This window comes from Microbacterium foliorum (genome assembly GCF_006385575.1).
GTDB lineage: Bacteria > Actinomycetota > Actinomycetes > Actinomycetales > Microbacteriaceae > Microbacterium > Microbacterium foliorum_B.
The window spans coordinates 1,030,073-1,056,050 of sequence record NZ_CP041040.1 but is presented as its reverse complement, the minus strand read 5'-3'; the positions used below and the strand labels follow the sequence as shown (position 1 = coordinate 1,056,050).

At 68.7% G+C, this 25,978-nt stretch carries 27 protein-coding genes; 20 read left to right on the top strand and 7 right to left on the bottom strand.

The genetic code is table 11. The annotated features are described in order from the left end of the window. Positions 1-142: 142 nt before the first annotated feature. The gene (locus FIV50_RS05075) at positions 143-910 is read left to right on the top strand and encodes an IclR family transcriptional regulator (protein WP_140036489.1); all 768 of its coding nucleotides are present in this window, start codon (positions 143-145) and stop codon (positions 908-910) included. Here the strand turns inward: FIV50_RS05075 and FIV50_RS05070 are convergent. Next, positions 907-1,527 (bottom strand): TetR/AcrR family transcriptional regulator, encoded by a 621-nt coding sequence (locus tag FIV50_RS05070; RefSeq protein WP_140036488.1) that lies wholly within the window; start codon positions 1,525-1,527, stop codon positions 907-909. The two genes, FIV50_RS05075 and FIV50_RS05070, sit on opposite strands and share 4 nt — an antisense overlap. A gap of 111 nt (positions 1,528-1,638) precedes the next feature. Here FIV50_RS05070 and FIV50_RS05065 point away from each other — a divergent pair, with 111 nt between their 5' ends. Genes FIV50_RS05065 through FIV50_RS05030 form a run of 8 tightly spaced genes read left to right on the top strand, consistent with a single transcriptional unit; the run spans position 1,639 to position 9,162 of the window. After that, positions 1,639-2,826: a thiolase family protein gene (locus FIV50_RS05065; protein ID WP_140036487.1), complete on the top strand. Its 1,188-nt coding sequence runs from the start codon at positions 1,639-1,641 to the stop codon at positions 2,824-2,826. Continuing rightward, the gene (locus tag FIV50_RS05060) at positions 2,823-3,554 is read left to right on the top strand and encodes an enoyl-CoA hydratase/isomerase family protein (protein WP_140036486.1); all 732 of its coding nucleotides are present in this window, start codon (positions 2,823-2,825) and stop codon (positions 3,552-3,554) included. The genes FIV50_RS05065 and FIV50_RS05060 overlap by 4 nt, the downstream gene beginning before the upstream one ends. Next, positions 3,551-4,459 (top strand): 3-hydroxyacyl-CoA dehydrogenase family protein, encoded by a 909-nt coding sequence (locus tag FIV50_RS05055; RefSeq protein ID WP_140036485.1) that lies wholly within the window; start codon positions 3,551-3,553, stop codon positions 4,457-4,459. The genes FIV50_RS05060 and FIV50_RS05055 overlap by 4 nt, the downstream gene beginning before the upstream one ends. Continuing rightward, on the top strand, positions 4,456-6,537 hold the full coding sequence (paaZ, locus tag FIV50_RS05050; RefSeq protein WP_140036484.1) for a phenylacetic acid degradation bifunctional protein PaaZ: 2,082 nt from the start codon (positions 4,456-4,458) through the stop codon (positions 6,535-6,537). Before FIV50_RS05055 ends, paaZ begins: the two co-directional genes overlap by 4 nt. A gap of 5 nt (positions 6,538-6,542) precedes the next feature. Then, positions 6,543-6,926: a hydroxyphenylacetyl-CoA thioesterase PaaI gene (gene paaI, locus FIV50_RS05045; protein ID WP_140036483.1), complete on the top strand. Its 384-nt coding sequence runs from the start codon at positions 6,543-6,545 to the stop codon at positions 6,924-6,926. A 38-nt stretch (positions 6,927-6,964) separates the two neighbouring features. Continuing rightward, on the top strand, positions 6,965-8,260 hold the full coding sequence (gene paaK, locus FIV50_RS05040; RefSeq protein WP_140036482.1) for a phenylacetate--CoA ligase PaaK: 1,296 nt from the start codon (positions 6,965-6,967) through the stop codon (positions 8,258-8,260). 52 nt (positions 8,261-8,312) lie between these two features. Next, on the top strand, positions 8,313-8,807 hold the full coding sequence (locus FIV50_RS05035; protein ID WP_140036481.1) for a nucleotidyltransferase domain-containing protein: 495 nt from the start codon (positions 8,313-8,315) through the stop codon (positions 8,805-8,807). A gap of 34 nt (positions 8,808-8,841) precedes the next feature. Beyond that, entirely contained in the window at positions 8,842-9,162 is a 321-nt protein-coding gene (locus FIV50_RS05030) for a HepT-like ribonuclease domain-containing protein (RefSeq protein WP_258184423.1), read from the top strand. 27 nt (positions 9,163-9,189) lie between these two features. Here FIV50_RS05030 and FIV50_RS05025 read toward each other — a convergent pair whose 3' ends face one another. After that, complete coding sequence (locus tag FIV50_RS05025; RefSeq protein ID WP_140036479.1) at positions 9,190-11,310, bottom strand: RecQ family ATP-dependent DNA helicase; 2,121 nt, start codon at positions 11,308-11,310, stop codon at positions 9,190-9,192. Between the two features lie 115 nt (positions 11,311-11,425). On the opposite strand from FIV50_RS05025, the gene FIV50_RS05020 reads away from it, so the two are divergent. From FIV50_RS05020 to FIV50_RS04985, 8 genes are all read left to right on the top strand, one after another. Further along, a complete protein-coding gene (locus FIV50_RS05020) occupies positions 11,426-11,845 on the top strand; it encodes a pilus assembly protein CpaE (protein ID WP_140036478.1) in 420 nt (139 codons plus the stop codon). A gap of 87 nt (positions 11,846-11,932) precedes the next feature. Further along, on the top strand, positions 11,933-12,934 hold the full coding sequence (paaA, locus tag FIV50_RS05015) for a 1,2-phenylacetyl-CoA epoxidase subunit PaaA (RefSeq protein WP_140036477.1): 1,002 nt from the start codon (positions 11,933-11,935) through the stop codon (positions 12,932-12,934). Beyond that, the gene (paaB, locus tag FIV50_RS05010; RefSeq protein WP_056308954.1) at positions 12,934-13,239 is read left to right on the top strand and encodes a 1,2-phenylacetyl-CoA epoxidase subunit PaaB; all 306 of its coding nucleotides are present in this window, start codon (positions 12,934-12,936) and stop codon (positions 13,237-13,239) included. The genes paaA and paaB overlap by 1 nt, the downstream gene beginning before the upstream one ends. Before the next feature lie 5 nt (positions 13,240-13,244). After that, positions 13,245-14,054: a 1,2-phenylacetyl-CoA epoxidase subunit PaaC gene (gene paaC, locus FIV50_RS05005; protein ID WP_375137402.1), complete on the top strand. Its 810-nt coding sequence runs from the start codon at positions 13,245-13,247 to the stop codon at positions 14,052-14,054. After that, positions 14,051-14,542: a 1,2-phenylacetyl-CoA epoxidase subunit PaaD gene (paaD, locus tag FIV50_RS05000; RefSeq protein WP_140036475.1), complete on the top strand. Its 492-nt coding sequence runs from the start codon at positions 14,051-14,053 to the stop codon at positions 14,540-14,542. The genes paaC and paaD overlap by 4 nt, the downstream gene beginning before the upstream one ends. Next, the gene (gene paaE / locus FIV50_RS04995; RefSeq protein ID WP_140036474.1) at positions 14,542-15,723 is read left to right on the top strand and encodes a 1,2-phenylacetyl-CoA epoxidase subunit PaaE; all 1,182 of its coding nucleotides are present in this window, start codon (positions 14,542-14,544) and stop codon (positions 15,721-15,723) included. Before paaD ends, paaE begins: the two co-directional genes overlap by 1 nt. Positions 15,724-15,733: 10 nt before the next feature. Next, positions 15,734-16,504 (top strand): enoyl-CoA hydratase/isomerase family protein, encoded by a 771-nt coding sequence (locus tag FIV50_RS04990; protein WP_140036473.1) that lies wholly within the window; start codon positions 15,734-15,736, stop codon positions 16,502-16,504. Positions 16,505-16,583: 79 nt separating this feature from the next. Further along, on the top strand, positions 16,584-18,107 hold the full coding sequence (locus FIV50_RS04985) for an ATP-dependent DNA ligase (protein ID WP_140036472.1): 1,524 nt from the start codon (positions 16,584-16,586) through the stop codon (positions 18,105-18,107). A 7-nt stretch (positions 18,108-18,114) separates the two neighbouring features. Here FIV50_RS04985 and FIV50_RS04980 read toward each other — a convergent pair whose 3' ends face one another. From FIV50_RS04980 to FIV50_RS04965, 4 genes are read right to left on the bottom strand one after another with little or no spacing between them, the layout of a single operon-like run. After that, positions 18,115-18,624, bottom strand: coding sequence for a phosphoribosyltransferase (locus FIV50_RS04980; protein WP_140036471.1), 510 nt, complete (start codon positions 18,622-18,624; stop codon positions 18,115-18,117). Positions 18,625-18,672: 48 nt separating this feature from the next. After that, complete coding sequence (locus tag FIV50_RS04975; protein WP_140036470.1) at positions 18,673-19,518, bottom strand: transglutaminase family protein; 846 nt, start codon at positions 19,516-19,518, stop codon at positions 18,673-18,675. Next, entirely contained in the window at positions 19,515-20,441 is a 927-nt protein-coding gene (locus FIV50_RS04970) for an alpha-E domain-containing protein (RefSeq protein ID WP_042539371.1), read from the bottom strand. Before FIV50_RS04970 ends, FIV50_RS04975 begins: the two co-directional genes overlap by 4 nt. Then, entirely contained in the window at positions 20,435-22,108 is a 1,674-nt protein-coding gene (locus tag FIV50_RS04965) for a circularly permuted type 2 ATP-grasp protein (protein ID WP_140036469.1), read from the bottom strand. Before FIV50_RS04965 ends, FIV50_RS04970 begins: the two co-directional genes overlap by 7 nt. Positions 22,109-22,311: 203 nt before the next feature. Between FIV50_RS04965 and FIV50_RS04960 the strand changes: the two genes are divergently transcribed. The 3 genes from FIV50_RS04960 to FIV50_RS04950 are packed head-to-tail and all read left to right on the top strand — an operon-like array spanning position 22,312 to position 25,441. Continuing rightward, the gene (locus FIV50_RS04960) at positions 22,312-24,090 is read left to right on the top strand and encodes a thiamine pyrophosphate-binding protein (protein WP_140036468.1); all 1,779 of its coding nucleotides are present in this window, start codon (positions 22,312-22,314) and stop codon (positions 24,088-24,090) included. Between the two features lie 27 nt (positions 24,091-24,117). Further along, positions 24,118-24,972 carry a PhzF family phenazine biosynthesis protein gene (locus tag FIV50_RS04955; protein WP_140036467.1) on the top strand — a complete coding sequence of 285 codons (855 nt, stop codon included), beginning with the start codon at positions 24,118-24,120 and terminating at the stop codon, positions 24,970-24,972. Positions 24,973-25,006: 34 nt separating this feature from the next. Continuing rightward, positions 25,007-25,441 carry an NUDIX hydrolase gene (locus FIV50_RS04950; RefSeq protein WP_140036466.1) on the top strand — a complete coding sequence of 145 codons (435 nt, stop codon included), beginning with the start codon at positions 25,007-25,009 and terminating at the stop codon, positions 25,439-25,441. Positions 25,442-25,463: 22 nt separating this feature from the next. On the opposite strand, the gene FIV50_RS04945 is transcribed toward FIV50_RS04950, so the two are convergent. Next, positions 25,464-25,844 carry a VOC family protein gene (locus FIV50_RS04945; RefSeq protein ID WP_140036465.1) on the bottom strand — a complete coding sequence of 127 codons (381 nt, stop codon included), beginning with the start codon at positions 25,842-25,844 and terminating at the stop codon, positions 25,464-25,466. Between the last annotated feature and the right edge of the window lie 134 nt (positions 25,845-25,978).

Below are 25,978 nucleotides of genomic sequence, written 5' to 3'. Positions count from 1 at the left end.
CTCTGCGGTGGCGATCTTTCGCAATATTGGAAAGTTATTCGTCAATGTCGAATATGCTCGGGCGCAGTCGAGTTGTCAAGATCGACTCGGACAATCGACATGACTACCCGGCTCGATGACGAACCGGGAGGGAGGACGCACCGTGATCCAGGCCATCGATCGCGCAGCCAAAGTGCTCGAACTGCTGCAGGGCGCGCGTCACCTCGGCATCACCGACCTCTCCCTCGCGCTGAGCCTTCCGCCGTCGACCGTGCACGGCATCGTCAAGTCGCTTCGGGAGCACGGGCTGGTCGCGAAAGAACGCGGTGGACAGCGCTACATGCTCGGCCCCACGCTGCTGAAGCTGAGCAACGTGTACCTCGACACGCTGGACGTCAGGGCTCGGGCGATGCGGTGGACACAGGAGCTCGCTCGGCGGACGAGCCTGCCCGTGCGGCTCGGCGCTCCGCACTTCCACGAGGTGCTCGTGATCCACCACGATCTGCGGCCCGACGACAGCCAGCAGATGCTCGAGACCGGCGTCGCCATCCCCGCGCACGCTTCGGCGATGGGAAAGGTCCTGCTCGCGTACGACCTCGGCTTTCAGCGCACGGTCTTCGAGCGGCCGCTGCCCAGCCTCACCGGCGACACGATCACCGACGTCGCCAGGCTGATGCTCGAGCTCCCCGCGATCGCCGAACGCGGCAGCGCGCCGGAGACCGACGAGGCGGTGCTCGGAGAATCGTCCGTCGCCGCACCGGTCGCCGACGCCTCGAATGACATCGTCGCCGCCGTCGCGGTCGTGATGCCGACATCGCAGGCCCCCGCCTCCGACGCCGTGCTCAACGCGCTCCGAGAGACGGCACGCAACATCTCACGGGAGCTCGGAGCGACCAGCTGGCCACCCCGGGTGGCTCCCGCCGACGACTAGTCGGTCGAACGCGACTGCAGTCCATCCAGGCTCACCCGCAGGATGTCCTCCCCCAGCTCATCGGGGTCGACGGACCCGCCAGGGCGATACCACTCGACGACCGAGTTGATCATGCCGAAGATGAGCCTGGTCGCGACCGCCGCGTCGACATCGTCACGGATCAGCCCCTCGGCCTGCGCCTCGGCGACGATCGCCGTCACCCGCTGGTCGAACGCGCGCCGGCGCACGAGCGCAGAGGTCTCGACATCGCCATTGCCGCGCACACGCAGCAGCAGCGTGACCGAGGGCAGTTTCTCGGTCAGCACCCGCACTGCTCCACGGATGATCGACCGCAGGCGATCGGAGGCGAGCGGATGCCGCGCCATCGCGTCGTCCACGACGGCCTCGAGAGCGTCGAGGGCATCGTCGAGCGCGAGCTCGAGGATCGCCGACTTGGACTCGAAGTGGTGGTAGAGCGCCGACTTGGTGAGCCCCAGCGTGGCGCTCAGGTCGGCGACGCTGGTCGCGTCATAGCCCTGCTCGTTGAACACCTTGACGGCGACCGCGAGCACCTGCTCGCGGTCATAACCTGGCCGGCCGCGCTTGGGGGCCGGCGCGTCGAATCCGAGCTGCACCATGGCCCAAGTCTGTCAGTCCCGATGAGTTGCCATCCGCCCGAGGATCTGAGATCGTATTCCTGACCGATCGGTCTGAAATTATCGCCAGCGTTGGCGGTCGAGAGGATGACGATGTCCGAGGCCTATCTTGTCGACGGGGTCCGCACCCCCGTCGGGCGCTACGGAGGCGCACTCGCCGGCATCCGCCCCGATGATCTGGCAGCCCTCGTGGTGGGTGAGACCGTCACCCGATCGAGGATCCCCGCTGAGGCGATCGACGAGGTCATCCTCGGTGCGGCCAACCAGGCCGGCGAGGACAACCGCAACGTGGCCCGCATGGCCGTGCTGCTCGCGGGCCTCCCCGACTCGATCCCCGGATTGACCGTCAACCGCCTCTGCGCCTCGGGAATGTCGGCCATCGCACTCGCCGCGAACGCTGTGCGCGCGGGCGACGCCGACCTCATCGTCGCCGGCGGCGTCGAATCCATGACCCGAGCGCCCTGGGTGCAGTCCAAGCCCGAGAGGGCGTGGGCCAAGCCCGGTGCGGCGTTCGACACCTCGATCGGCTGGCGATTCACGAACCCCCGCCTGGCCGCACGCGACAAAGCCACCTATTCGATGCCCGAGACCGCGGAGGAGGTCGCGCGCGTCGACGGGATCAGCCGCGTGGATGCCGACGCCTTCGCACTGCAGAGCCATCAGCGGGCCGTCGCCGCGATCGATGCGGGGCGGTTCGCCGATGAGATCGTCGGGGTCGAGACGGGTCGCGGAATCGTCGACACCGACGAGGGACCACGGCGAGACACCACCCTCGACGCACTCGCGAAGCTGCGCGCCGTGGTCGCCGGCGGCGAGGTCGTCACGGCCGGCAACTCCAGCTCGCTGAACGACGGAGCCTCCGCGATCGTCGTGGCGAGCGCCGAGGCCGTCGAGCGGCACGGGCTGCGTCCGCGCGCGCGCATCGTCGCATCAGCGACGGCCGCACTCGCTCCCGAGATCATGGGCCTCGGCCCGGTGCCCGCGACGCAGAAGGTGCTCGCGAAGGCGGGCCTGCAGGTCGGCGACCTCGGTGCGATCGAACTCAACGAGGCCTTCGCCTCGCAGTCCCTCGCCTGCATCCGCCGGCTGGGGATCGATCCGTCGATCGTCAACGCCGACGGCGGAGCGATCGCCCTCGGGCATCCGCTCGGCTCGAGCGGGTCCCGCCTGATCGTGACCCTGCTGGGCCGACTCGAGCGAGAGGACGCTCGCTACGGCCTGGCCACGATGTGCGTCGGCGTCGGGCAGGGAACAGCCATGATCGTGGAGCGGCTCGCATGACCCTGCGCATCGAGCAGCAGGACGACCGGGTGATCGCCACGCTCGACCGCCCCGAGAAGCGCAACGCGATCGACCAGGAGATGATCGACGCGCTGCACAGGCTGTGCGCGATGCTCGAAGAGAACCCGCGCACCCTGATCCTCACCGGCTCGTCGGGCGTCTTCGCCGCGGGTGCCGACATCGCCCAGCTGCGCGACCGCACCGCAGACGATGCCAGACGTGGCATCAACGCGATGGCGTTCATCCGCCTCAACGAGCTGCCGATGCCGGTGATCACGGCGATCGACGGCTTCGCGCTCGGGGGCGGAGCCGAGCTCGCCTACGCCGCCGACATCCGCATCGCCACGCCGTCACTGCGCATCGGCAACCCCGAGACCGGACTCGGCATCATCGCGGCGGCCGGCGCGACCTGGCGTCTGCCCGAGATCGTCGGCGACGCACGCGCGAGCGAGCTGCTGCTCACCGGGCGAGCCCTGGACGCCGACGAGGCTCTCCAGTGGGGGCTGATCTCGTCGGTGCATCCCGCCGACGAGCTGCTGCCGGCGGCGCACGCGATCGTCGACCGGATCGCCACGAACGACCCACTCGCGACGCAGCACACGAAGCGAGCCCTGCGCACGCCGAGAGCGCAGCATCCCGCGATCGAGCTCGAGCTGCAGGCCGAACTGTTCGAGTCGCCGGAGAAGCATCGCCGTATGACGGCGTTCCTCGAGAGGAAGAACCGATGAGCGACCCCCGCCGTGTGTCGTCGAGCGAACGGCGCGAGACGAAAGGCCCGGACCGCGCACCCGCGACCGTCGGCGTGCTCGGCGGAGGGCGAATGGGCGCCGGCATCGCGCACGCCTTCCTGCTCGCAGGCTCCCGCGTCACGGTCGTCGAGCGCGACGCGGCGAGCGCCGATGCCGCACTGCAGCGGATCCGCGAGAGCATCCGCCGGTCCGTCGAACGCGACCCCGGCCTGAACGAGGTCGAGATCACTCGCCGCATCGCAACCGGCACCGATATCGCCGCCTTCGCCACGGTCGACCTCTCGATCGAAGCAGTGCCCGAGGACCGTGCACTCAAAGACGACGCCCTCGCCCGCGCCGAGGCAGCCATGCCCGAGCATGCGATTCTGGCGAGCAACACCTCGTCGATCTCGATCGACGACCTGGCGGCGGGTCGCCTCCGCCCCGAGCGATTCCTCGGTCTTCATTTCTTCAATCCCGTGCCCGCCTCGGCGCTCGTCGAGATCGTGCGAGGCGCAGCGACCGACGCGGCTGTCGTCGAGAGCGCGAGCGGATGGGTCGACGCCCTCGGCAAGACGCCGATCGTCGTCAGCGACTCCCCCGGGTTCGCGTCATCGCGGCTGGGGGTGATGCTCGGCCTGGAGGCGATCAGGATGCTCGAGGAGGGTGTCGCATCGGCTGCGGACATCGACGCCGCGATGACGCTCGGGTACCGGCATCCGATGGGTCCGCTGCGCACCACCGACGTGGTCGGGCTAGACGTCAGACTCGGCATCGCGGAGGAGCTGGAACGCACGCTCGGCGAGCGGTTCGCTCCGCCGGATCTGCTGCGACGGATGGTCGCCGAGGGAAAGCTCGGCCGCAAGAGCGGCGAAGGCTTCTACGCATGGAACGAGGAGAGATGACCGACTATCTGCCGAGTTACGTCCAGGGCGAGTGGTGGACACCCTCGTCTCCCACGCGATCCGCGGAGGTTCGCGACGCGTCCACCGGCGATGTGGTCGCCGTCGTCTCCACCGACGGCCTCGATCTCGCCGGCGCGCTGGAGCACGCTCGCTCTGTGGGCCAGAAGAGCCTCGGCGCGCTCACGTTCCACCAGCGCGCGGTGCTGCTCAAGCAGTTCGCTCTCGCCCTCACCGACCGCAAGGACGAGCTGTACGCCCTGTCCTCGCGCACCGGTGCGACGAAGAACGACTCATGGGTCGACATCGACGGCGGCATCGGGGTGCTGTTCTCCTACTCGGGAAAGGGCCGTCGTGAGCTGCCCAACAGCCGCGTGCACGTCGACGGCCCGGTCGAGCCGCTCTCGAAGGACGGGTCGTTCCTCGGCCGCCACGTCTACACGACGCTGCCCGGCGTGGCCGTGCAGATCAACGCGTTCAACTTCCCGGTGTGGGGCTCGCTCGAGAAGTTCGCTCCGGCGTTCCTCGCCGGCATGCCCACACTCGTCAAGCCCGCGACGCCCACCGGCTACCTGGCTGAGGCGATGGTGCGCATCCTCGTCGAGTCGGGCCTGCTCCCCGCAGGCTCACTGCAGCTGGTGAGCGGCAGCGTTCCCGACCTCTTCGAGAACCTGCGGCTCGGCGACATCGTCGGTTTCACCGGCAGCGCCTCCACTGCGGAGAGCCTCAAGGCCCACGCGGCCGTTCAGACCGGCGGCGTGCGGTTCACGGCAGAGACCGACTCGATCAACGCCTCCGTGCTCGGCACCGACGCCGTCGAGGGCACACCGGAGTTCGACGCCTACGTGCGCCAGCTCGTCACCGAGATGACCACCAAGGCCGGGCAGAAGTGCACGGCCATCCGCCGCGCCATCGTGCCGACCGGATCGGCGGATGCCGTGGTCGCTGCGGTGCAGGCACGCATCACCGAGAAGACCGTACTGGGCGACCCCCGCGCCGAGGGAGTGACCATGGGTCCGCTCGCCTCGACCGCGCAGCGTGACGAGGTGCTGCGGCAGGTAGGCAGGCTGCGAGAAGCCGGCGGACGGATCGTCGTCGGGACGACGGATGCCCCCGAGGTGCGACTCGTCGACGGCAGCGCGGGGCTCTCTCCCGACGGAGCGTTCGTCTCACCTCTGCTGCTGCGCTTCGACGACCCTCAGGCCGATGCGGCACATTCGGTCGAAGCATTCGGTCCGGTCTCGTCGTTGCTCACCTACGACACGACCGCCGACGCCGCAGCGCTCGTCGCGCGAGGCGGTGGATCGCTCGTCACCAGCATCGCCACGCACGACCCGGTGCAGGCTGTGGAGCTGGCCACACGCATCGCGCCCTTCAACGGCCGGATGCTGTTGCTCGACCGCGACGATGCGCGCTCGTCGACCGGGCACGGCTCACCGTTGCCCAACCTCGTGCACGGCGGCCCCGGGCGAGCGGGCGGAGGTGAGGAGCTGGGCGGCATCCGCGCGGTGCTGCACCACATGCAGCGCACGGCAGTACAGGGTTCGCCTGAGATGCTCACCGCGCTGACCGGCGTGTGGCACGCGGGAGCCGCCTCACACACCGATGGCCGGCATCCGTTCCGCAAGTCGCTCGCCGAGCTGCGCATCGGCGACCAGATCGTCTCGGCCTCCCGCGAGGTGACGCTCACCGACATCGAGACGTTCGCGCACTTCACCGGCGACACGTTCTACGCGCACATGGATGAGACGGCTGCCGCGGCGAACCCGTTCTTCCCCGGACGAGTGGCGCACGGATACCTGCTCGTCTCGTGGGCGGCCGGCCTCTTCGTCGACCCCGAGCCCGGCCCGGTGCTCGCGAACTACGGGCTCGAGAACCTGCGGTTCATCACTCCGGTCTCTCCCGGTGACACGATCCGCGTCGAGCTCACCGCCAAGCAGATCACCCCACGCGAGACCGACGAGTACGGCGAGGTGCGCTGGGATGCCGTGATCCGCAACCAGGCGGAGGAGCTCGTCGCGACCTATGACGTGCTCACGCTGGTCAACAAGCAGCCCACCCCCGAGGTCGTGGCCGCATGAGGGCCATGATGCAGCGCGATGCCGCGTCGGCGATGCTCGGCATGACCGTCGAGCTCGATGAGCCCGGCGAGGCCGTGGTGTCGATGACGGTGCGTGACGACATGGTGAACGGCTTCGCGATCACGCACGGTGGCCTGGTGTTCACTCTCGCCGATACGGCCTTCGCGATCGCCTGCAACGAGGACGAGCGAGTCACGGTCGCGGGCGGCGCGGACATCACCTTCCTCAAGTCCACGACCGCAGGGCAGCGGCTGACGGCACGTGCGATTCGCCGCGTCGTCAGCGGTCGCAACGGCATCTACGACGTGACGGTGACCGACGAGTCGGGCGATGTCGTCGCCGAGGTGCGCGGCCGCTCGCTCACCACGAACCGGCCGCAGAAGGGGTGAGCGGACTCATGCCCATGACCGCGACGAAGGAGTCGACGATGAACGAGGAACGCACCGAGATCGGTACCGAGATCGAGCTGCACTCCCCCGCTGCGCTGGCTCGATTGCAGCTGCAGCGCCTGCAGTGGACAGTGCGCCACGCCTACGAGAACGTGCCGACGTACCGTCGCAAGTTCGATGAGCACGGCGTGCATCCCGACGACATCCGCACTCTCGACGACGTGCAGAGGCTGCCGTTCACCACGAAGGCAGACCTGCGCGAGAGCTATCCGTTCGGCATGTTCGCCGTGCCCATGCCCGAGGTGCGACGCATCCATGCGTCGTCGGGCACGACGGGGCGACCGACCGTCGTCGGCTACACAGAGGGCGATCTCGACCGCTGGGGCGACCTCGTCGCGAGGTCGCTGCACGCGGCGGGCATCCGCGCGGGCATGAAGGTGCACAACGCCTACGGCTACGGACTCTTCACCGGTGGGCTCGGCGCGCACGCAGGCATCGAGCGTCTCGGAGCCACGGTGATCCCGGTCTCCGGTGGTCAGACCGCACGACAGGTGCAGTTGATCGCCGATTTCGAGCCGGATGCCATCCTCTGCACGCCGAGCTACCTGCTCACGATCGCCGATGCGATGGAGGCGGCAGGCATCGACCCCACGCGGACCTCGTTGCGGGTGGCGGTGCTCGGGGCCGAGCCGTGGACCAACGAGATGCGCCGCGAGATCGAGCAGCGACTGAACATCGACGCCGTCGACATATACGGGCTCAGCGAGGTCATGGGGCCGGGCGTCGCCAGCGAGAGCGTGCTCACGAAAGACGGCCCCCACATCTGGGAAGACCACTTCCTCCCGGAGATCATCGATGGCGACACCGGCGAGCGACTGCCGGACGGCGAGCGGGGCGAACTGGTCTTCACCTCGCTCACCAAAGAGGCTTTTCCGGTGATCCGCTACCGCACACGGGACCTCACCCGTCTGCTGCCGGGAACGACGTATCCCGCCCTCCGGCGGATCGAGAAGATCACCGGGCGCAACGACGACATGATCATCCTGCGCGGCGTGAATCTCTTCCCCACCCAGATCGAGGAGCTCGTGATGGGCATCGAGACGCTGACGCCGCACTTCGTGCTGGAGCTGCACCGCGCCGCCCAGCTCGACACCATGACCGTGCGCATCGAGCGGCATCCCTCGCTGAGCGTCGAGGAGTGCGATGCCGCCGCTGCAGTGCTGACGCATCGCATCAAGGTGCACATCGGCACCAGCGTCGACGTCAAGGTCGAGGAGCCTGGCACGCTGCCGCGCAGCGAGGGCAAGTACAAGAGGGTCTACGACCTGCGGTGAAAGATCTCGATCGCATATTAGCGATATCGCTTATGCGCGATAGAGTATCACCATGAGTCGAGCCGCAGAGCTGATCCGCTATGCCCGCCACCAGAGCGGATTGACGCAATCGGCCCTGGCCCGATTGGCGAACACCACCCAGAGCGTCATCAGCGAGTATGAGAGCGGCCGTCGCGAACCATCCTTCGAGGCTGTGGACAGACTGATCTCGGCCACCGGCCTCGCTGTCGAGGTCACGCCGCTAATCCCGGATAGCCAACGCGCCCGCGATCGAGTGATCGCCCTCTCATACGAACTCCGACGCGTACTACTGCCGCTCGGAGCGCAGCGCATCCGTCTCTTCGGCAGCGTCGCGCGCGGTGAGGAGTCCGAGTCGAGCGACATCGATCTGGCCGTCGACGTCGCTCCGACTGTGGGAATGTTCGATCTCCTGCGGATGCAACGCGAGGCCGAGAAGATACTGGGTCGACCCGTGGATCTCGTCCCCACCGCCGGCCTCAAACCGGCGGTGGCAGAAGCGATCGAGCACGAAGCGATCACCCTGTGACCCGACGCGTGTGAGCCGCCGAACGACAGACCGGTTGCGCGACATCGCGAACGCCTGCGAGGCAGTCGCGCGTTACACAAGACGAATCGATACGGATGACGAGATCGTGTTCGACGCGATTCGTGCACGGCTCATCGAGATCGGAGAAGCCGTCAAGGATCTCGACGAGGCAACGAGAGAGGCAGAGCCGGGCATCCCCTGGGCCGAGATCGCAGGCATGCGTGACTATCTTGCTCACCGCTACTTCGATACGACGCATGCTGTCGTCATGACAACAGCCCGCTCCGACGTGCCGCAGCTTGCCGCCGCCGAACAGCGGTTGCTGCTTCGGAAGTCAGCCTCGTCCGCGAGCTGACGGGCTACCGTGGGCCAGAGCCCGGCGTCAGCCGCGCAGCGCGAGGACGAACGGCAGCACGTCGGTGGCTCCCGCCTGACGGAGTGTGCGCGCGGCGACGGTCAGAGTCCAGCGACTGTCGGCCATATCGTCGACGAGGAGCACGGGCCCCGCAGGCATGTCGAGGTGCTGAGCGCTGAAGCGATCCCATAGGCCCGCGAGACGGAAGACACTGTTGCCCCCGGGCTGACCGCTCGGGCCGCCGCCAACCGGATCGAGCGCGCCGAGATACGGCAGTCGTCCGATCTCGGCGATCCCTCGGGCGAGCGAATCGACGAGCAGCGGATGCGACCGTGAAGGCATCGCGACCACCGCGACCGGTCGCTCCGTCCACCCCCAGTCGGCGAGCACTCGCACGCAGCCGCCGAGCACCTGCGGAGTCACGGCGGCATCGGGCGCCCCCGCCGCGAAGAGCTCTCGCAGGGTGCCACCCCAGCCGAGATCGGTCAGTCGAGCGAGAGCGCGCCCTTCTCCTGCCTGCTCCCCCGCCGGAATGCGCCCCTTGACGGGCACGTCGAGCTTGTCGGCACCGGTCGGCCACGCCTTGCGCGGTTCGACGGGGACGCCGACTCGGTCGAGCGACTCCGCAGCCTGAGTCGTCGCCGATTCGCCGATCTCGCTCGGGAACCAGATGCCGGCGCAGTTGTCGCATCTGCCGCAGGGCGCTGCGGTGTCGTCGTCGAGCGAGCGCTGGAGGAACTCCATGCGGCATCCGTCGGTCTGCTCGTAGTCGATCATGTGCTGCTGCTCGGCTCGGCGCTCGCCCGCGATGCGCTCGTAGCGCTCGGCGTCGTAGGTCCAGGGCTCGCCCGTGGCGACCCACCCGCCCTGCACACGCCGCACCGCACCGTCGACATCGAGCACCTTGAGCAGCAGCTCGAGCGGCGTACGACGGATGTCGACCATCGCCTCGAGCGCCGGCGTCGAGATCGGCTGATCACCGAGTGCGGCGATCACCCTCTCGGCGCGCTCGCGATCGGGCATCGATGCGGTCGCGAAGTAGTGCCAGATATCGCGATCTTCGACACCCGGCAGCAGCAGCACGTCTGCGCTCTCGCTCGCGCGGCCGGCGCGGCCGACCTGCTGGTAGTACGCGACAGGTGACGATGGTGCGCCGAGATGGAGGACGAAACCGAGATCGGGTTTGTCGAAGCCCATACCGAGTGCGCTCGTGGCGACGAGGGCCTTGACCTCGTTGCGCTTCAGCATCCCCTCTGACTCGGTGCGCTCATCGGTGTCGGTCTGCCCGGTGTACGCACGCACGTCGTGGCCGTGGTCGCGCAGCAGCCGGGCGGTGTCGACCGCAGCGGCGACGGTGAGCGTGTAGATGATGCCCGAACCGGGCAGGTCGTCGATGTGGCTGAGCAGCCAGGCGAGCCGGCTCGCCGAGTTCGGCAGGCGCAGCACTCCGAGCCGCAGCGACGTGCGGGCGAGTGGCCCGCGGATCGTGAGCACCTCAGAGGCCCCGTCACCCGATGAGCCTCCCGTGCCGAGCTGCTCGGCGACGTCGGCCACGACCCGGCTGTTGGCGGTCGCCGTGGTCGCGAGCACCGGAACCTCTGGCGGCATCTGCTCGATGAGGTCGCGCAGCCGACGGTAGTCGGGTCGGAAGTCGTGCCCCCAGTCGCTGATGCAGTGCGCCTCGTCGACCACCAGCATTCCGATCCGCCGGACGAGCGCCGGCAGCTGCTGCTCGCGGAAAGCCGGGTTGTTGAGCCGCTCAGGTGAGACGAGCAGCACGTCGACCTCGTCTCGGTCGAGCTGCTCCATCACCTCCGTCCATTCGTGCGCGTTCGTGGAGTTGATCGCCACGGCTCGGACGCCGGCGCGCTCGGCGGCGGCGATCTGGTCGCGCATGAGAGCCAACAGCGGCGAGACGAGCACGGTCGGCCCCGCTCCCTGCCGCCGCAGCAGCAGCGTCGCGACGAAGTACACCGCCGATTTTCCCCACCCCGTGCGCTGCACGACGAGCGCGCGACGGCGCCCCTCGACCAGTGCCTCGATCGCCTCGTACTGACCGTCGTGGAAATCGGCATCTGAGCGGCCGACCAGCTCGCGCAGCGCCGAGAGCGCAGCGGAGCGGGTGTCGACAGAGGAGGGGGAAGCCATGTGTCCACTGTGCCTCATGCCACCGACGTCGGGCCCGAGGCCGCCGACACCGAGGGCATCGTCATCCGCAGGGGGATCCGCGCCGCGATCCGACGACGTCGTCTAGCGTGGAGAGATGATCACCCGAGAGCTGGCCGTATCCCTGCGCGACGCCGGGCTCGTGTGGCATCCCGCCGAAGGAGATCGCTTTCAGCTCGACCTCCCGAACGATGTCGAACTCGAAGCCGAGGCCGACGTCTTCACGGTCAGCGAGATGACGATCGAGGCGCGCCAGACACCGAGCGGCACCGATCTCGCCTTCAACGGCACGACCGAGTGGGCGCTCGACGCCGTCACCCTGGCGGATGCCGTCTGGCTGCCGCGCGAAGACCAGCTGCGCGAGATGCTGCGCGGCACGTTCCGCGCACTGACCCGCCTTCCCGACGCCTTCGTGGTCGAGGTCGAGATCGCCGGAGAGACGCTGCGATTCGAGCATCCGGATCCCTCCGAGGCCTACGGTCGCGCCCTTCTCGATCTCGTCTCGCGCTCCCGCTGAGCGCCGCGTCTTGCGCGCAGCGAACCTCCGTGTCAGAATTACCTAACGACCGGTCAGTAAAGCTGATCGGATACCGAGGAGTCGATGATGACCAGCCCCGCAGACCTCTCCCTCGTCGATGGCGAGCTCTCCGATGAGGAGCGCCTGTTCGATGAGCTCATCGCGAACGAGCAGCGCATCGAGCCCCGCGACTGGATGCCCGACGCCTACCGCAAGACGCTGATCCGTCAGATCTCGCAGCACGCGCACTCGGAGATCATCGGCATGCAGCCCGAGGGCAACTGGATCACACGGGCCCCAAGCCTCAAGCGCAAGGCGATCCTGATGGCCAAGGTGCAAGACGAGGCGGGCCACGGCCTCTACCTCTACTCGGCGGCGCAGACCCTCGGCATCACGCGTGACGAGATGATGGACCAGCTCATCAGCGGCAAGGCGAAGTACTCGTCGATCTTCAACTACCCCACGCCGACCTGGGCCGATATGGGCGCGATCGGGTGGCTCGTCGACGGAGCCGCGATCTGCAACCAGGTGCCGCTCTGCCGGGCGTCCTACGGCCCCTACGGCCGGGCGATGGTTCGGGTGTGCAAAGAGGAGTCGTTCCACCAGCGCCAGGGTTTCGAGATCCTGCTCTCGCTGATGCAGGGCTCCGAAGAGCAGAGGCAGATGGCGCAGGATGCCGTGAACCGCTGGTACTGGCCGAGCCTGGCGATGTTCGGGCCGCCGGATGACCAGTCCCCGAACTCCGCCCAGTCGATGAAGTGGAAGATCAAGCGCTTCACGAATGACGAGCTGCGCCAGCGCTTCGTCGGGATGCTGGTGCCGCAGGCCGAGATCCTCGGTGTAACCCTGCCCGATCCTGATCTGCGCTTCGACGACGAGACGGGCCAGTACGTGATCGGCGAGATCGACTGGGACGAGTTCTTCGAGGTGCTGCGCGGCAACGGCCCTTGCAACGCCGAACGTCTCGAACGTCGCCGCACGGCGCACGAGGACGGCGCCTGGGTGCGTGAGGCCGCGGCCGAGTACGCCCGCAAGCAGCGTTTCGGCTCGCCTGCGGCTCGCTCAACGACCGGGGCGGGAGCGGCGTGATGGCGACGCCCGGTGCCGACGAACGCGAGCCCTGGCCTCTCTGGGAGGTCTTCGTCCGCGCGAACCGCGGACTGAGCCACGTGCACGTCGGATCCCTGCACGCTCCGGATGCCGACATGGCGATCCGCAATGCCCGCGACCTCTACACGCGCCGCGGCGAGGGCGTGTCGATCTGGGCCGTGCCGGCCGATGCGATCACCACGAGCGACCCTGACGCGAAGGGCGCCTACTTCGAGAGCCCCGCGGGCAAGAACTATCGGCATGCGGTGTACTACACGGCCTCCGAGGGGGTGCCGCACCTGTGAACGACATCCACGGAGACGTCTCCGTCGACGAACTGCGCCTGAGCGACGAACTCACCGGTGCGGGCGCGACCGCGGCATCCGCCGACATCGCCGAGTACGCGCTGTGGCTGGGCGATGACGCCCTGATCCTCTCTCAGCAGCTCGGCGATTGGATCGCGCGTGCGCCCGAGCTCGAAGAGGACGTCGCTCTGGGCAACATCGCCCTCGATCTGCTCGGCCATGCCCGCTCGTTCCTGCACTTCGCCGGATCGTTCGACGGACGCTCCGAAGACGACCTCGCGTACTTCCGCGACGAGCCCGAGTTCCGCAGCGCCTGGATCGTCGAGCAGCCCAACGGCGACTTCGCGCAGACGATCGCGCGGCAGTTCGTGGTGTCGACGTACATGTTCGAGCTGTACTCGGCGCTGCGGGCGAGCACAGACGAGACGTTCGCGGCGATCGCCGAGAAGTCCCTCAAAGAGGTCGACTACCACCGCGACCACGCAGTGCAGTGGGTGCTGCGCCTCGCGGGAGGCACCGACGAATCACGGCAGCGGATGATCCGCGCGCTCGGAGATGTATGGCCGTATGTCGACGAGCTTTTCCGCGATGAGCCGCTGATCGATCGCCTCGGCGATGCCGCCGTTCGCCCGTCCACGCTTCGCGGCGGTTTCGACGCGGTCGTCGACACGGTGTTCGCCGAGGCCGACCTCGAGAGACCCACCGTCGCTGCGTCCTCCGCCGGAGGGCGTCGAGGTGCGCATGCGACGCCGATGGGTCATCTGCTCGCCGAGATGCAGGTGCTCGCGCGGCGGCATCCGGGGGCATCGTGGTGACCGAATCCCTGCAGACCGACGCATGGCGGATCGCTGCTGCCGTCGCGGATCCGGAGGTCCCGGTGCTCACGATCGAGGATCTCGGCGTCCTCCGCTCCGTGGTGGTCGACGGTGAGAACGTGCGGGTCGACATCACTCCCACGTACAGCGGATGCCCCGCGATGGACACGATCCGCGACGACGTCATCCTGGCGCTCACCGCTGCCGGCTACGCGCAGGTCGACGTGCGCCTCGTGCTCTCCCCCGCCTGGACCACGGACTGGATGTCGGATGCCGGCAAGCAGAAGCTGTCGCAGTACGGCATCGCCCCGCCGAGCGGGCGTTCTGCGCTGTCGTCGGGCCCGATCCGCCTGACGATCAGCGTGCGTTGCCCGCGGTGCGGGTCGCTCGACACCCGCGAGGTCTCGCGCTTCGGCTCCACCTCGTGCAAGGCGCTGTTCGAGTGCCGCGCGTGCCTCGAGCCCTTCGACCACTTCAAGGTGCACTGATGTCGCTGTTCGCCCCACCCGGTGCCGTCTCACCGGCATCCGTCCGTCCGTCCTCCGCATCGAGCACGAGGAAGCGCGCCCGCTTCCACACCCTCACCGTCGAAGAGGTGCGACCACTCACCGACGACTCCGTCGAGGTGAGCTTCACGGTTCCCGCTGAGCTCGCCGACGACTACGACCACCTGCCGGGCCAGTACGTGGCGCTGCGCACCACCCTCGAGGGCACCGAGGTGCGCCGGTCGTATTCGCTGTGCCGCGCGCCCGAGCATCGCACGGCGGAGCAGATCGCGGCGGGCATGCCCACCCGGCTCAGCGTCGCCGTGAAGCGCGACGAGGGCGGCCTCTTCTCCACCTGGGCGCAGACCGGGCTGCATGCCGGGTTCGAGATCGATGTGATGAGCCCGCAGGGCACGTTCACCTCCGGGCTCGACGATCTGGATCAGCGCCACATCGTCGGGATCGCCGCGGGCTCGGGCATCACGCCACTGATGGCTCTCGCCCACACCGTGCTGACGCGATCCGACACCTCGCGCTTCACCCTGCTCTACACGAACCGCTCGACACTCGACGTGATGTTCCTCGAAGATCTCGCCGACCTGAAGGACCGCTATCCGACGCGAGTGACACTGCACCACGTGCTCTCACGTGAGCAGCGCACGGCTCCCGTTCTGTCGGGACGCATCGACGAGGAGAAGCTGCGCACGATCCTCGCGATGCTCATCGACCCGAGCGACGTCGACGAGTGGTTCCTCTGCGGTCCGCTCTCGCTCGTCGATCTGTGCCGCGAGGTGCTCGCCGACGTCGGCGTGCCCCGCGAGCACATCCGGTTCGAGCTCTTCACGACCGGCGACGAACCTGTGCGCGCCGCACGGCCGGTCGAGGTGCGGGCGGGCGCGAAGACGATCCGCATCGAGGTGAACCTCGACGGCGTCTCGTCGACGGTCGAGAGCCCTGTCGATGCGCACGAGTCGGTGCTGAACGCGGCTCTGCGGGTGCGGCCCGACGCCCCGTTCGCGTGCGCAGGCGGCGTATGCGGCACGTGCCGCGCCAGGGTCATCGAGGGCAGCGTGACGATGACCGAGAACTATGCGCTCGAGCCCGACGAACTCGAACGCGGCTATGTGCTGACCTGCCAGTCGCACCCGACGAGCGACCGCGTCGTGGTCGACTACGACGTCTAAGGAGCATCCGATGATCGACCTGGCCATCGCCGACGACGTCGCGACGATAGTCCTGAACGCGCCGGCCAAGCTCAACTCGCTCGACGAGCAGGCGCTGCGCGATCTGGGCCGTGCATACGACGAGGCCGATGCGGCGGGCGTGCGCGCGCTCGTGATCCGGGGCGAGGGCCGCGCGTTCTGCGCCGGTCGTGACATCTCGGCCGTGGATCCTCGCGACGACGACGTGATGGGCTACCTCGGCGGGCTCGTGACTCCCCTGCTGCAGCGGATGGCGCGTTTTCCCGCTCCGACGTTCGCGGTCGCCCACGGTGCGTGCCTGGGCGTCGGACTCGGACTGCTGATCGCCACGGACGTCGTCTATGTCGCGGAGTCGGCGAAGGTCGGCTCGCCGTTCGCGGCGCTGGGCGCCACCCTCGACTCGGGCGGGCACGCCCTGTTCGTCGAGCGCCTCGGCGCCCACAAGACGCTCGACCTCATCTACACGGGGCGTCTGATGAGCGGCGCCGAAGCCGTGGCCTCGGGCCTCTTCTCACGCGTACTCCCCGACGACGAGGTGCTGCAGACGACGACGGATGCCGCCGCGACCGCCGCCCGCGGTGCCACCGCCGCGTTCCTGGCGAGCAAGCAGCTCGTCACGCGGATCCGCGACGAGCGGCTGGCGCTGTGGGAATCGATCGACCTCGAGAACGCCGCTCAGGCCGCGCTGTGCGACACCGACGACTACCGCGAGGGCTTCGCCGCGTTCCAGCAGAAGCGGAAGCCTGAGTTCCGCGGGCGCTGAGATCTCGCCGTTCTACTGTGACTGCGAGGGTGAAGGCAAGGGTTTCGCCGATGTCGGATGCCGGTGCCAGACTGCATCCATGTTGCTCTCGGAGCTGGTCTCCACCGCTGAAGAGGTCGCCGCCACCGCATCGCGCCTCGCCAAGATCGATGCACTCTCACGGTTGCTCGCGCGCGCGGACGCCGACGACGTCCCCACCCTCGTCGGGCTGCTCCTCGCGGCACCGCGTCAGGGGCGCCTGGGTGTGGGCTGGCGCGGGATCTCCGCCCTCGAGGTGACGCACGCCGACGAGCCGTCGCTGTCGATCAGTGACGTCGACGCGGCGTTCGAGGCTCTGTCCGGCGCTTCGGGCTCGGGGTCTGCAGCCGCCCGGACCGATCTGCTCTCCGCTCTCGCCAGCCGCGCCATGGCCGCCGAATGGGATTTCCTGTCGCGCGCGATGCTCGGCGAATTGCGCACCGGTGCGCTCGGCGGCGTGCTGCTCGACGCGATCGCTCGCGCCTCTGAGCGCCCTGCGGCATCCGTGCGACGAGCAGCGATGCTGTCGGGCGACCTGGGTGACACGGCGGTCATCGCCCTCACAGGCACGGCGGCCGAGCTCGACGCGGTCGGGCTCGTGGTCGGCCGTGCCGTGCTGCCGATGCTCGCCTCGACCGCAACCACGCCGACTGCGGCCCTCGAGGTCACGGGCACGGCGTCCGTCGAGTACAAGCTCGACGGTGCGCGCATCCAGGTGCACCGCAGCGGCGACGACGTGAGCGTGTACACCCGCAGCCTCGCCGACATCACGCACCGCGTGCCCGAGATCGTCGAGATCGTGCGACGTCTTCCGGCCCACGACCTGATTCTCGACGGCGAGACCCTCTCGCTCGATGAGGACGGCGGTCCGCGGCCGTTCCAGGAGACGATGTCACGGTTCGGCGCTGATGTGTCGCGAGAGCTCGTGCTGCGGCCCTGGTTCTTCGACGTGCTGCACGTCGACGGCCGCGATCTGCTCGACGAGCCGCTCTCGACCCGCCTGGCGGAGCTCGAACGTGTCGCCGGCGAGTGGCGGATGCCGGGCATCGTGACCGACGATCCCGCAGCCGCCGAGCAGCTGTCCCGTGACGCATTGAGTGCCGGGCACGAGGGTGTGCTCGTCAAGGGAATCGACGCTCCCTACTCGGCAGGGCGTCGCGGCAAGTCCTGGGTCAAGGTCAAGCCCGTGCTCACCTACGATCTGGTGGTGCTCGCAGCCGAGTGGGGCTCGGGCCGACGACAGGGGTGGCTTTCGAACCTCCATCTCGGCGCACTCGATCCGAGCGGAGAGTTCGGCGAGCCGGGTGGACTCGTGATGGTCGGCAAGACGTTCAAGGGTCTGACCGACGAGCTGCTGCGCTGGCAGACCGAGCATTTCCCGGAGTTCGAAACACGGCGCACGCAGTCGACGGTGTTTCTGCGCCCGGAGTTCGTGGTCGAGATCGCGATCGACGGCGTCCAGCGCTCTCCGCGCTACCCCGGGGGCATCGCGCTGCGCTTCGCGCGAGTCAAGGCCTACCGCCCCGACAAGACCGTCGCAGACGCCGACACGATCCAGACTCTGCGCTCACTGCAGCGAGGATGAGCGTGCGTCAGGCCGACGGCGCGAGACCGAGATCCTCTTCACGCACCGTGCCCTGGAACGACCACGGGAAGTTGATCCACAGATCGGTGTCCTTCCACGCGTAGTCGGGCTGGATGATCGTCGACGGCTTGGTGTAGATCGTGACCGACCGCACGTCTGCGCCCTTGTCCTTGAGCAGCTGCACCGCGAGTGCGAGCGTGCGGCCCGAGTCGGCGACGTCGTCGACGAGCAGCACGCGACGACCGTCGAGATAGGCCATGTCGAGTTCGGGCGGCAGCACCTCCGGGGCATCGAGCACGGTGCCGATGCCGGTGTAGAACTCGACGTTGATCGCGCCGCAGTTCTTGGCACCGAGACCGTAGGCGATGGCACCTGCGGGCAGCAGACCGCCGCGGGCGATGGCCACCACCGCCTCGGGCACGAAGCCGCTCTCGAGGATGCTGCGCGCGAGATCTCGCGTCGCGGATCCGAAGCCGTCCCAGGTGAGCGTCTCGCGCTCGATCGATGCATCCGTCATCGTCTCATTCTTCCCCACTGCCGCTCGTCGTCCGGCCATGTCGTCACCTCAGCCGAGGCGCGTGATCTCGACAGAGACGAACAGCTCCGACGCACTCGGCCCGGCGTACACGCCGCGGAGCGGAGCGACATCGGCATAGTCGCGGCCGTGGCCGACGTAGACGTGCGATTCGCCGATGTCGACGAGGTTGGTGGGGTCGTACCCGCGCCACTCACCGGAGTACCACTCGACCCAGGCATGCGATTCCCCCGTCACCGACTGCCCGATCGCGGCCGTCGGATCGGGGTGCAGGTACCCCGACACGTAACGCGCCGGGATCCCCGCCGCGCGCAGCACACCGAGAGCCACGTGAGCGATGTCCTGACAGACCCCGGATCGCGCAGGCCAGGCGTCGCGCGCCGTCGAGCTCACGCCCGTGACGCCGCTGCGGTATTCCATGGCCTCCCCGACCGCGCGGCAGATATCGAGGGCTGTCTCGTCCACCCCGCCGCCCTCCGCTTCGAAGTGCAGGGCGAGATCGCGCATCTCGTCATCCGGAGCGGTGGCAGGGGTCTGCGCGACGCATTCGGCCAACGCGAGCGACTGCGGGATCCGGGCTTCCAGTTCATCCCAGTCGATCCCGGCGGTCGCCGTCGGCAGCGGCCTGACGTCGACCACGCTCGTCGCCGTGACCGAGAGCATCTGGTGCGGGGTCAGCAGCTCGAACGTCGAGACCCGCGTGTCCCAATAGTCGGAGTACGAATGCTGGGTCGCGGTCGGCGAGATGTCGAGCGTCGCCTGCAGCACGAACTGGCCCTCGCGGGAGTGCGGCAGCATGCGCGCCTCGTTGTACGACGCCGTCGCCGGCTGCTCGTAGCGGAAACCCGTGCGGTGCACGATCTGGAGGCGGCTCACAGCGCTTCTCCGATCCACACCGGCATCGCGATCGACGGGAAATACCGCTCCCTGATCGCGTCACTCGCGACCGACATCCCCACCTGGACCTCCTCCATGCTCTCCGACAGCCGGTGCACGGTGTCACCGATCGGTCGGTACTCCAGCTCCGACCGCATGCGACCGAGCACGCGATGAGCCCGGTCGGGCACTCCGAACGCACCGGCCGGATCGATGCCGCGCAGGCACTCCTCGGCCTGCAGGATGCTCGAGAGCACCGATCGGGGGAACAGACGGTCGATCAGGAGGAACTCCACCGCGGACGCACCCGTCGGCACCGCTCGGTGGCTGCGCAGATGGGCTTCGTAGGCGCCGCAGCTGCGCAGCAGCGTCGTCCAACTCGGGCCCCCGGCCTCGGTCAGCGACCGCGTCGCCAGCAGACGCGCGGTCATGTCGGCGCGCTCGATCGAGCGTCCGAGCACGAAGAAGTGCCATGCCTCATCACGGCTCGTCGAGGAGTCGACGACGCCGAAGGCCAGCGCCGACCGGTCGCGCACCCATCGGAAGAACGGATGCGTCTTGTCTGAGGCGATGCGACGGGGCATCCGGGCGTTCGACTCGTTGAGCGTCTCCCACAGATCCGTCGAGATGATCTCCCGCGCACGGCGCGCGTTCTCCCTGGCGGAGGCGATCGAGTGGGCGATCGACGCGGAGTGCTCGCGGTCGAGCGCGAGAAGCCGCACCACGTCGTCACGACTCAGCACGGTGTCGGCATCCGCTGTCGTCCCCATCACCGAGAGCAGTGCACGGCAGGCTGTGTCCTCCTCGACCCACGGGTCTTCGAGCAGCAGCTGCAGGTGCACGTCGAGGATGCGCGCGGTGCCGTCGGCCCGCTCGACGTAGCGGCCGATCCAGAACAGCGCCTCTGCGATGCGGCTCAGCATCCTGCGCCTCCCTGCTGCTGTTGCTGTTGCTGTTGCTGGCGCAGCTCGAGGTCCTCGTCCTGCGGCGACGAGAGGAACGGCGGGTGCGGATCCTCGCGCGTCGGCGCCACGACGGCGATCGCCCCGGTGGCGAGCGACACCTCGTCCGCCGCGGCGTCCGGGTCGCCCTCCACGGTCGTCGTCGGCCCGGTGAACAGCGATGGATCCAGCACCCAGGTGTCCTTCGAGCCGCCACCCTGACTGGAGTTCACGACGAGCTGTCCCTCGGGCAGAGCGACCCTGGTGAGACCGCCGGGCAGCACCCAGATGTCGTGCCCGTCGTTCACGACGAAAGGACGCAGGTCGACGTGCCGAGGGCGGAATCCGTCCTCCACGAGTGTCGGAATCGTCGACAGCTGCACGACCGGTTGGGCGATCCACCCTCGGGGATCGGTCCGCAGTGACGTGCGCAGCTCGTCCAGCGTCTTGCGCGACGCATCGGGTCCGACGACCAGCCCCTTTCCCCCGGAGCCGTCGACCGGCTTCACCACCAGCTCGTCGAGCCTGTCGAGCACCTCCTCGAGCGCACCCGGATCCTCGAGCCGCCAGGTGTCGACGTTGGGGATCACGGGCTCCTCACCCAGGTAGTAGCGGATCAGGTCGGGGACATACGTGTAGACCAGCTTGTCGTCGGCCACGCCGTTGCCCACGGCGTTCGCGAGCGTGACGTTGCCGAGGCGAGCAGCGAGCATCAGCCCGGGGGCGCCCAGCACAGAATCGGGGCGGAAGTGCTGCGGATCGAGGAACTCGTCGTCGACCCGCCGGTAGATCACATCCACCCGCGTGGGGCCGGCGGTCGTGTGCATCCAGACCCGCCCACCCGAGCAGAACAGGTCGCGCCCCTCGACGAGCTCGATGCCCATCATGCGCGCGAGCAGCGTGTGCTCGTAGTAGGCCGAGTTGTGGACGCCGGGGGTCAGCACCACGACCGTCGGGTCGTCGACGCCGTCAGGAGCCGCGGCACGCAGCGCCTGCAGGAGGCGGCCCGGGTAGTCGACGACCGGGCGAACCCGGAGACTCGTGAACAGCTCAGGAAGCGTCTGCGCCATCACACGCCGATTCGCCAGCACGTAGCTCACGCCGCTCGGTACGCGCACGTTGTCTTCGAGCACGCGCCAGGCTCCGAGCTCGTCGCGGATGACGTCGATGCCGGCGACGTGGATGCGCACCCCGTTCGCTCCGACGATCCCGGCCGCTTGACGGTGGAAGTGCGCCGACGAGCTGATCAGCGACGCGGGGATCACACCGTCCTGCACCGCGAGCTGCGGCCCGTAGACATCGGCGAGGAAAGCCTCGAGTGCCCGCACTCGCTGCTTCACGCCCGACTCGACATAGCGCCAGTCATCGGCGGCGACCACACGAGGGACCACATCGAGCGGGAACGGACGCTCCTCCCCCGCGAAATCGAACGTGACGCCCTGTGCGAGATACGAGCTGGCGAGGGCGTCGGTGCGCGCTCTCAGCTCTGCGTCATCCATGGCCGCGAGCGCCGGGTACATGTCCTGATAGGGCAGGCGCACACCCTCACCGCCGGGCGGCGCGTCTGCGGGGAACATCTCGTCCCACGGTGCGGCGCCCGCCCGCTGCGGCGACCGTCGCGAGGTGTATCCGTCGAACAGTGACTCCATGGCCGCATGTTTCCTCGTCGCCGTTTCGGCGGTGTTACGCGCGCAAGTCGGCGCCGCGTCGGCGTGGGCGCGATAAGATCGACCGTCCGGCGCTCTCTGCCGCCGGTGCCTGAAAAAGAGGCACGAAGCTCCCCACGATGACGCGGGGGCGAGACACATACGGAATACGAATGTTCTCCGTCCCTGTCTCGAAAGGCTCTCGCATGCCCTCCGTCTCCGCGCACGTCGCACTCACTCTCGCCCAGCACATCGACGCCGTCTTCGGCGTGATGGGCAATGGCAACGCCTACTTCCTCGACGCGATCGAGACCCAGACGGATGCCGTCTTCACGGCCGTCCGTCACGAGCAGGGGGCGGTGGTCGCCGCCGATGCGCACTTCCGGGCATCCGGGCGGATCGCCGCGGGCACCTCGACCTATGGCGCAGGCTTCACCAACACCCTCACGGCCCTGGCAGAAGCTGTCCAGGCGCACGTGCCGCTCGTGCTGGTGGTGGGTGACGAGCCGACCTCCGGCCCTCGCCCGTGGGACGTCGACCAGATCGCGCTGGCCTCGGCCGTCGGCGCCCGCACCTATACCGTCGGGCACGCGGATGCCGCGGCGACCACCGTGATCGCGATCGAGCACGCCCTGAGCTACCGCGTGCCCGTCGTGCTCGCCATCCCGTATGACGTGGCATCGCTCGAGGCCGGTCCGGTGCCCGAGGCGCCGGCGCCCCGCATCCCCGCGCCGCTCGCTCCGCGCGGCGAGTTCGCCGAGGGCACGCTCGACGAGATCGCCGAGGCCCTGAGCGGCGCTTCCCGCCCGTTCATGCTCGCCGGCCGTGGTGCCTGGCTGGCCGGTGCGGGAGCCGCCCTGGGCGAGTTGGCAGCTCTGACCGGCGCACTCACCGCGTCGTCGGCGCTGGGCCGCGGCGTCTTTCCCGAGAGCCAGTACGACCTCGGCGTCACGGGAGGCTTCGGAGCCGACGGCGCCATGGAACTCGTGCGCACGGCCGACGTCGCCGTCGTCTTCGGCGCCTCGCTGAACCAGTTCACGATGCGGTTCGGTGAGCTCTTCGCACCCGGCACCAGGGTCTTCCAGATCGACATCGCCCCGGCGGCCAGCCACCCGCACGTCGGCGGCTTCGTCCGTGCCGACGCGCGAGTCGCGGCAGAGGCGCTGGTCACCCGGGTCCGCTCGCTCGGGTCTGCTCTCGCCCCCGCCTCCGCTCCCCCCTCCGCTTCCGCTTCCGGGCACGGCTTCGGAGCAGAGTCCCGCCCGGCCGGGACGCCGTGGGTCGCGCACGGCGCGTCGCACCGGGCATCCGAAGCCGTGCCCGGGCAGCCGTGGCGCGAGACCGTCGATGTCGCAGCCGCGCGAGCCTATGACGGGGGAGACGACCTCGCACCCGACGGTCGACTCGATCCCCGCTCGGCCGCACGCCGCATCGCCGAGTTGCTGCCGAACGACCGCGTGGTCGTCTCCGACGGCGGTCACTTCATCGGCTGGGCGAACATGTACTGGCCGGTCGAGGCACCCGACCGGATGATGATGGTCGGCACCGCTTTCCAGTCGATCGGTCAGGGCTGGCCGAGTGTCGTCGGTGCGGCCCTCGCCCGCCGCGATTCGACGGTCGTCCTCACCTCGGGTGACGGAGGCGGGCTCATGGCGATCGCCGACCTCGAGTCCGCCGTCCGAGCGGCGGCGGGCCGCGGCATCGCCGTGATCTGGAACGATGCCGCCTACGGTGCCGAGGTCAACCTCTACGGACTGAAGGGCCTCGCCGAAGGACCGATGCTCATTCCCGAAGTCGACTTCGCGGCGTTCGGCGCCGCGGTCGGCGCCGAGGGCGTCGTCGTCAAGACCCTCGCCGACCTCGATCGGCTCGGCACCTGGGCGCAGGAGCATCCCACGGCTCGGCGATTCCTGCTTCTGGATCTGCGCATCTCGGGCGACGTCATCGCGCCGTACCAGCAGGAGATCATCCGCGTGAATTCCTGATGATGCACGATCGCTAGGCTTCTCGTCATGACGGATGATCCCGGTGTCCTGCGGTACAGCGCCTTCGCGGCGAGCCCAGACGGCGGCAACCCCGCAGGTGTCGTGCTCGACGCCGACGGATTGACCGACGAGAGGATGCAGCGCATCGCTGCGGACGTCGGATTCTCAGAGACCGCCTTCCTCGTCGATCGCACGGACGACGCCGGTGTGCCGCGATATCGGGCACGCTACTTCTCTCCGGCGGCGGAGGTGCCGTTCTGCGGTCATGCGACCGTGGCGACGGCCGTCGCCCTCGCCGAGCGAGACGGCCCCGGCGAGGTCGTGTTCGACACGAACGCGGGTGCGGTGGCGCTGCGGTCGGTCGTGAAGGAGAACGCTGGGGTGACCGTATCGTTCACCAGCGTCGAACCGCAGGTGCGCGATCTCGATCCCGACGTGCTCGAGCGCCTGCTCGGATCGCTCGGCCTCGCCGGGTCGGATCTCGATGAGCGCTTCCCGGCGAAAGAGGCGTTCGCCGGCAACTGGCATCCGATCCTGGTCGTCGAAGACCGCGAGCTGTTCGACCAGTTCCGCTTCTCCCCTGCCGAGGTCGCCGCACTCATGCGCGAGAACGGCTGGCTCGGCACCGTCACCGTGCTGCACTCCGTCGGTCCAGCCGACTTCGACGCTCGCAACCTCTTCCCCGTCGGCCGCATCACCGAAGACCCGGCGACCGGCTCGGCCGCAGCATCCACCGGGGCGTACCTGCGCGCGCTCGTCCACCCGGAGACGACCGTGCGCATCCACCAGGGCGCGCACGTCCGGCGACCGAGCCTGCTCACGGTCAGGATCCCGCCGACCGGCGGGATCGAGGTCTCGGGCGGTGCGACGCTGCTCGACTGACACGAGCAGCGACACGGTGCGTTAGCCTTCCGGGATGCCTGCCATCCGCAACATCGCTGTCGGCCTGCCCGTGAAGGACGGGCACCTGCTCGCCCTGGAAGGGCACGACCGCACGCGCGGAATCGACTTCCTGCGCGCGATCGGCGGAGGCATCGAGTTCGGCGAGACGGCCGCAGACGCGCTGCGCCGTGAGTTCATGGAAGAGCTCGGCGTCACACTCGAGGATGCCGAGCCGCTCGGCGTCTTCGAGAGCATCTTCACGTACGAGGGCGCGCCCTGCCACGAGATCGCGCATGTGTTCGCGGTGTCTTCCGCAGCGCTCGATACCGTGCCTCTCGACGCCGAACTCCGCATCCTCGACGAGGGCAGTCCCGTGCGGTGGGTGTCGATCGACGACATCCGTTCCGGCGCACGCGTGCTGTTCCCCTCGGGTGCGCCCGAGGCGCTGTTCGCACTCACCCAGCGCTGAGCGCCTCGGCCGCACCGAGCACTCAGCCCTGAGCGCTGTAGTCCGGCAGCTCCTGCAACGTCCATGTGTTGCCGTCCGGGTCGTCGAAGGTGACGAACCGACCCCACCCCTGCTCATCGACACCCTGTGCCGCGACCCCGAGCCCTTGAAGATGGGCGAGCGCCTCATCGGCATTCGGGACGACGACCTGGATGGTGTTCTGCTGGCCGGGCTCGAGTGCGATCTCGAGCCCTGTGCCGAAGGCGATCGAGCAGGCTGAGCCGGGAGGCGTCATCTGCACGAACCGAAGGCCGTCATACGGCACCTGGTCGTGATCGGCGTGAAAGCCGATCTTCTCGTAGAACTCCTTCGACCGGTCGACATCCGAGACCGGGACGAAGATCAGCTCGATCTTCCAATCCATCACACGCTCCTCCTGTCGGGGCGACTTCGCCCATCGGCCCTCAGAGTACGCGTGGCCTCCGACACCCACCAGAGCTGCCTCGCGCGCGCAAGACGTCTCCGCGGTCTGGCATGCCGCATCCACCGACCCTCGGG

What these genes read in the sequence shown, in the direction of transcription:
- paaZ (WP_140036484.1), top strand. Translation starts at nt 4,456, where the DNA reads ATGACCGACTATCTGCCGAGTTACGTCCAGGGCGAGTGGTGGACACCC.
- FIV50_RS05035 (WP_140036481.1), top strand. Translation starts at nt 8,313, where the DNA reads ATGAGTCGAGCCGCAGAGCTGATCCGCTATGCCCGCCACCAGAGCGGA.
- FIV50_RS04965 (WP_140036469.1), bottom strand. Translation starts at nt 22,108, where the DNA reads ATGGAGTCACTGTTCGACGGATACACCTCGCGACGGTCGCCGCAGCGG.
- paaA (WP_140036477.1), top strand. Translation starts at nt 11,933, where the DNA reads ATGACCAGCCCCGCAGACCTCTCCCTCGTCGATGGCGAGCTCTCCGAT.
- FIV50_RS05020 (WP_140036478.1), top strand. Translation starts at nt 11,426, where the DNA reads ATGATCACCCGAGAGCTGGCCGTATCCCTGCGCGACGCCGGGCTCGTG.
- FIV50_RS05025 (WP_140036479.1), bottom strand. Translation starts at nt 11,310, where the DNA reads ATGGCTTCCCCCTCCTCTGTCGACACCCGCTCCGCTGCGCTCTCGGCG.
- paaB (WP_056308954.1), top strand. Translation starts at nt 12,934, where the DNA reads ATGGCGACGCCCGGTGCCGACGAACGCGAGCCCTGGCCTCTCTGGGAG.
- FIV50_RS04990 (WP_140036473.1), top strand. Translation starts at nt 15,734, where the DNA reads ATGATCGACCTGGCCATCGCCGACGACGTCGCGACGATAGTCCTGAAC.
- FIV50_RS05070 (WP_140036488.1), bottom strand. Translation starts at nt 1,527, where the DNA reads ATGGTGCAGCTCGGATTCGACGCGCCGGCCCCCAAGCGCGGCCGGCCA.
- paaE (WP_140036474.1), top strand. Translation starts at nt 14,542, where the DNA reads ATGTCGCTGTTCGCCCCACCCGGTGCCGTCTCACCGGCATCCGTCCGT.
- FIV50_RS04960 (WP_140036468.1), top strand. Translation starts at nt 22,312, where the DNA reads ATGCCCTCCGTCTCCGCGCACGTCGCACTCACTCTCGCCCAGCACATC.
- paaI (WP_140036483.1), top strand. Translation starts at nt 6,543, where the DNA reads ATGATGCAGCGCGATGCCGCGTCGGCGATGCTCGGCATGACCGTCGAG.
- FIV50_RS04985 (WP_140036472.1), top strand. Translation starts at nt 16,584, where the DNA reads ATGTTGCTCTCGGAGCTGGTCTCCACCGCTGAAGAGGTCGCCGCCACC.
- FIV50_RS04950 (WP_140036466.1), top strand. Translation starts at nt 25,007, where the DNA reads ATGCCTGCCATCCGCAACATCGCTGTCGGCCTGCCCGTGAAGGACGGG.
- paaK (WP_140036482.1), top strand. Translation starts at nt 6,965, where the DNA reads ATGAACGAGGAACGCACCGAGATCGGTACCGAGATCGAGCTGCACTCC.
- FIV50_RS05065 (WP_140036487.1), top strand. Translation starts at nt 1,639, where the DNA reads ATGTCCGAGGCCTATCTTGTCGACGGGGTCCGCACCCCCGTCGGGCGC.
- FIV50_RS05060 (WP_140036486.1), top strand. Translation starts at nt 2,823, where the DNA reads ATGACCCTGCGCATCGAGCAGCAGGACGACCGGGTGATCGCCACGCTC.
- FIV50_RS04955 (WP_140036467.1), top strand. Translation starts at nt 24,118, where the DNA reads ATGACGGATGATCCCGGTGTCCTGCGGTACAGCGCCTTCGCGGCGAGC.
- FIV50_RS04970 (WP_042539371.1), bottom strand. Translation starts at nt 20,441, where the DNA reads ATGCTGAGCCGCATCGCAGAGGCGCTGTTCTGGATCGGCCGCTACGTC.
- FIV50_RS04980 (WP_140036471.1), bottom strand. Translation starts at nt 18,624, where the DNA reads ATGACGGATGCATCGATCGAGCGCGAGACGCTCACCTGGGACGGCTTC.
- FIV50_RS05055 (WP_140036485.1), top strand. Translation starts at nt 3,551, where the DNA reads ATGAGCGACCCCCGCCGTGTGTCGTCGAGCGAACGGCGCGAGACGAAA.
- FIV50_RS04945 (WP_140036465.1), bottom strand. Translation starts at nt 25,844, where the DNA reads ATGGATTGGAAGATCGAGCTGATCTTCGTCCCGGTCTCGGATGTCGAC.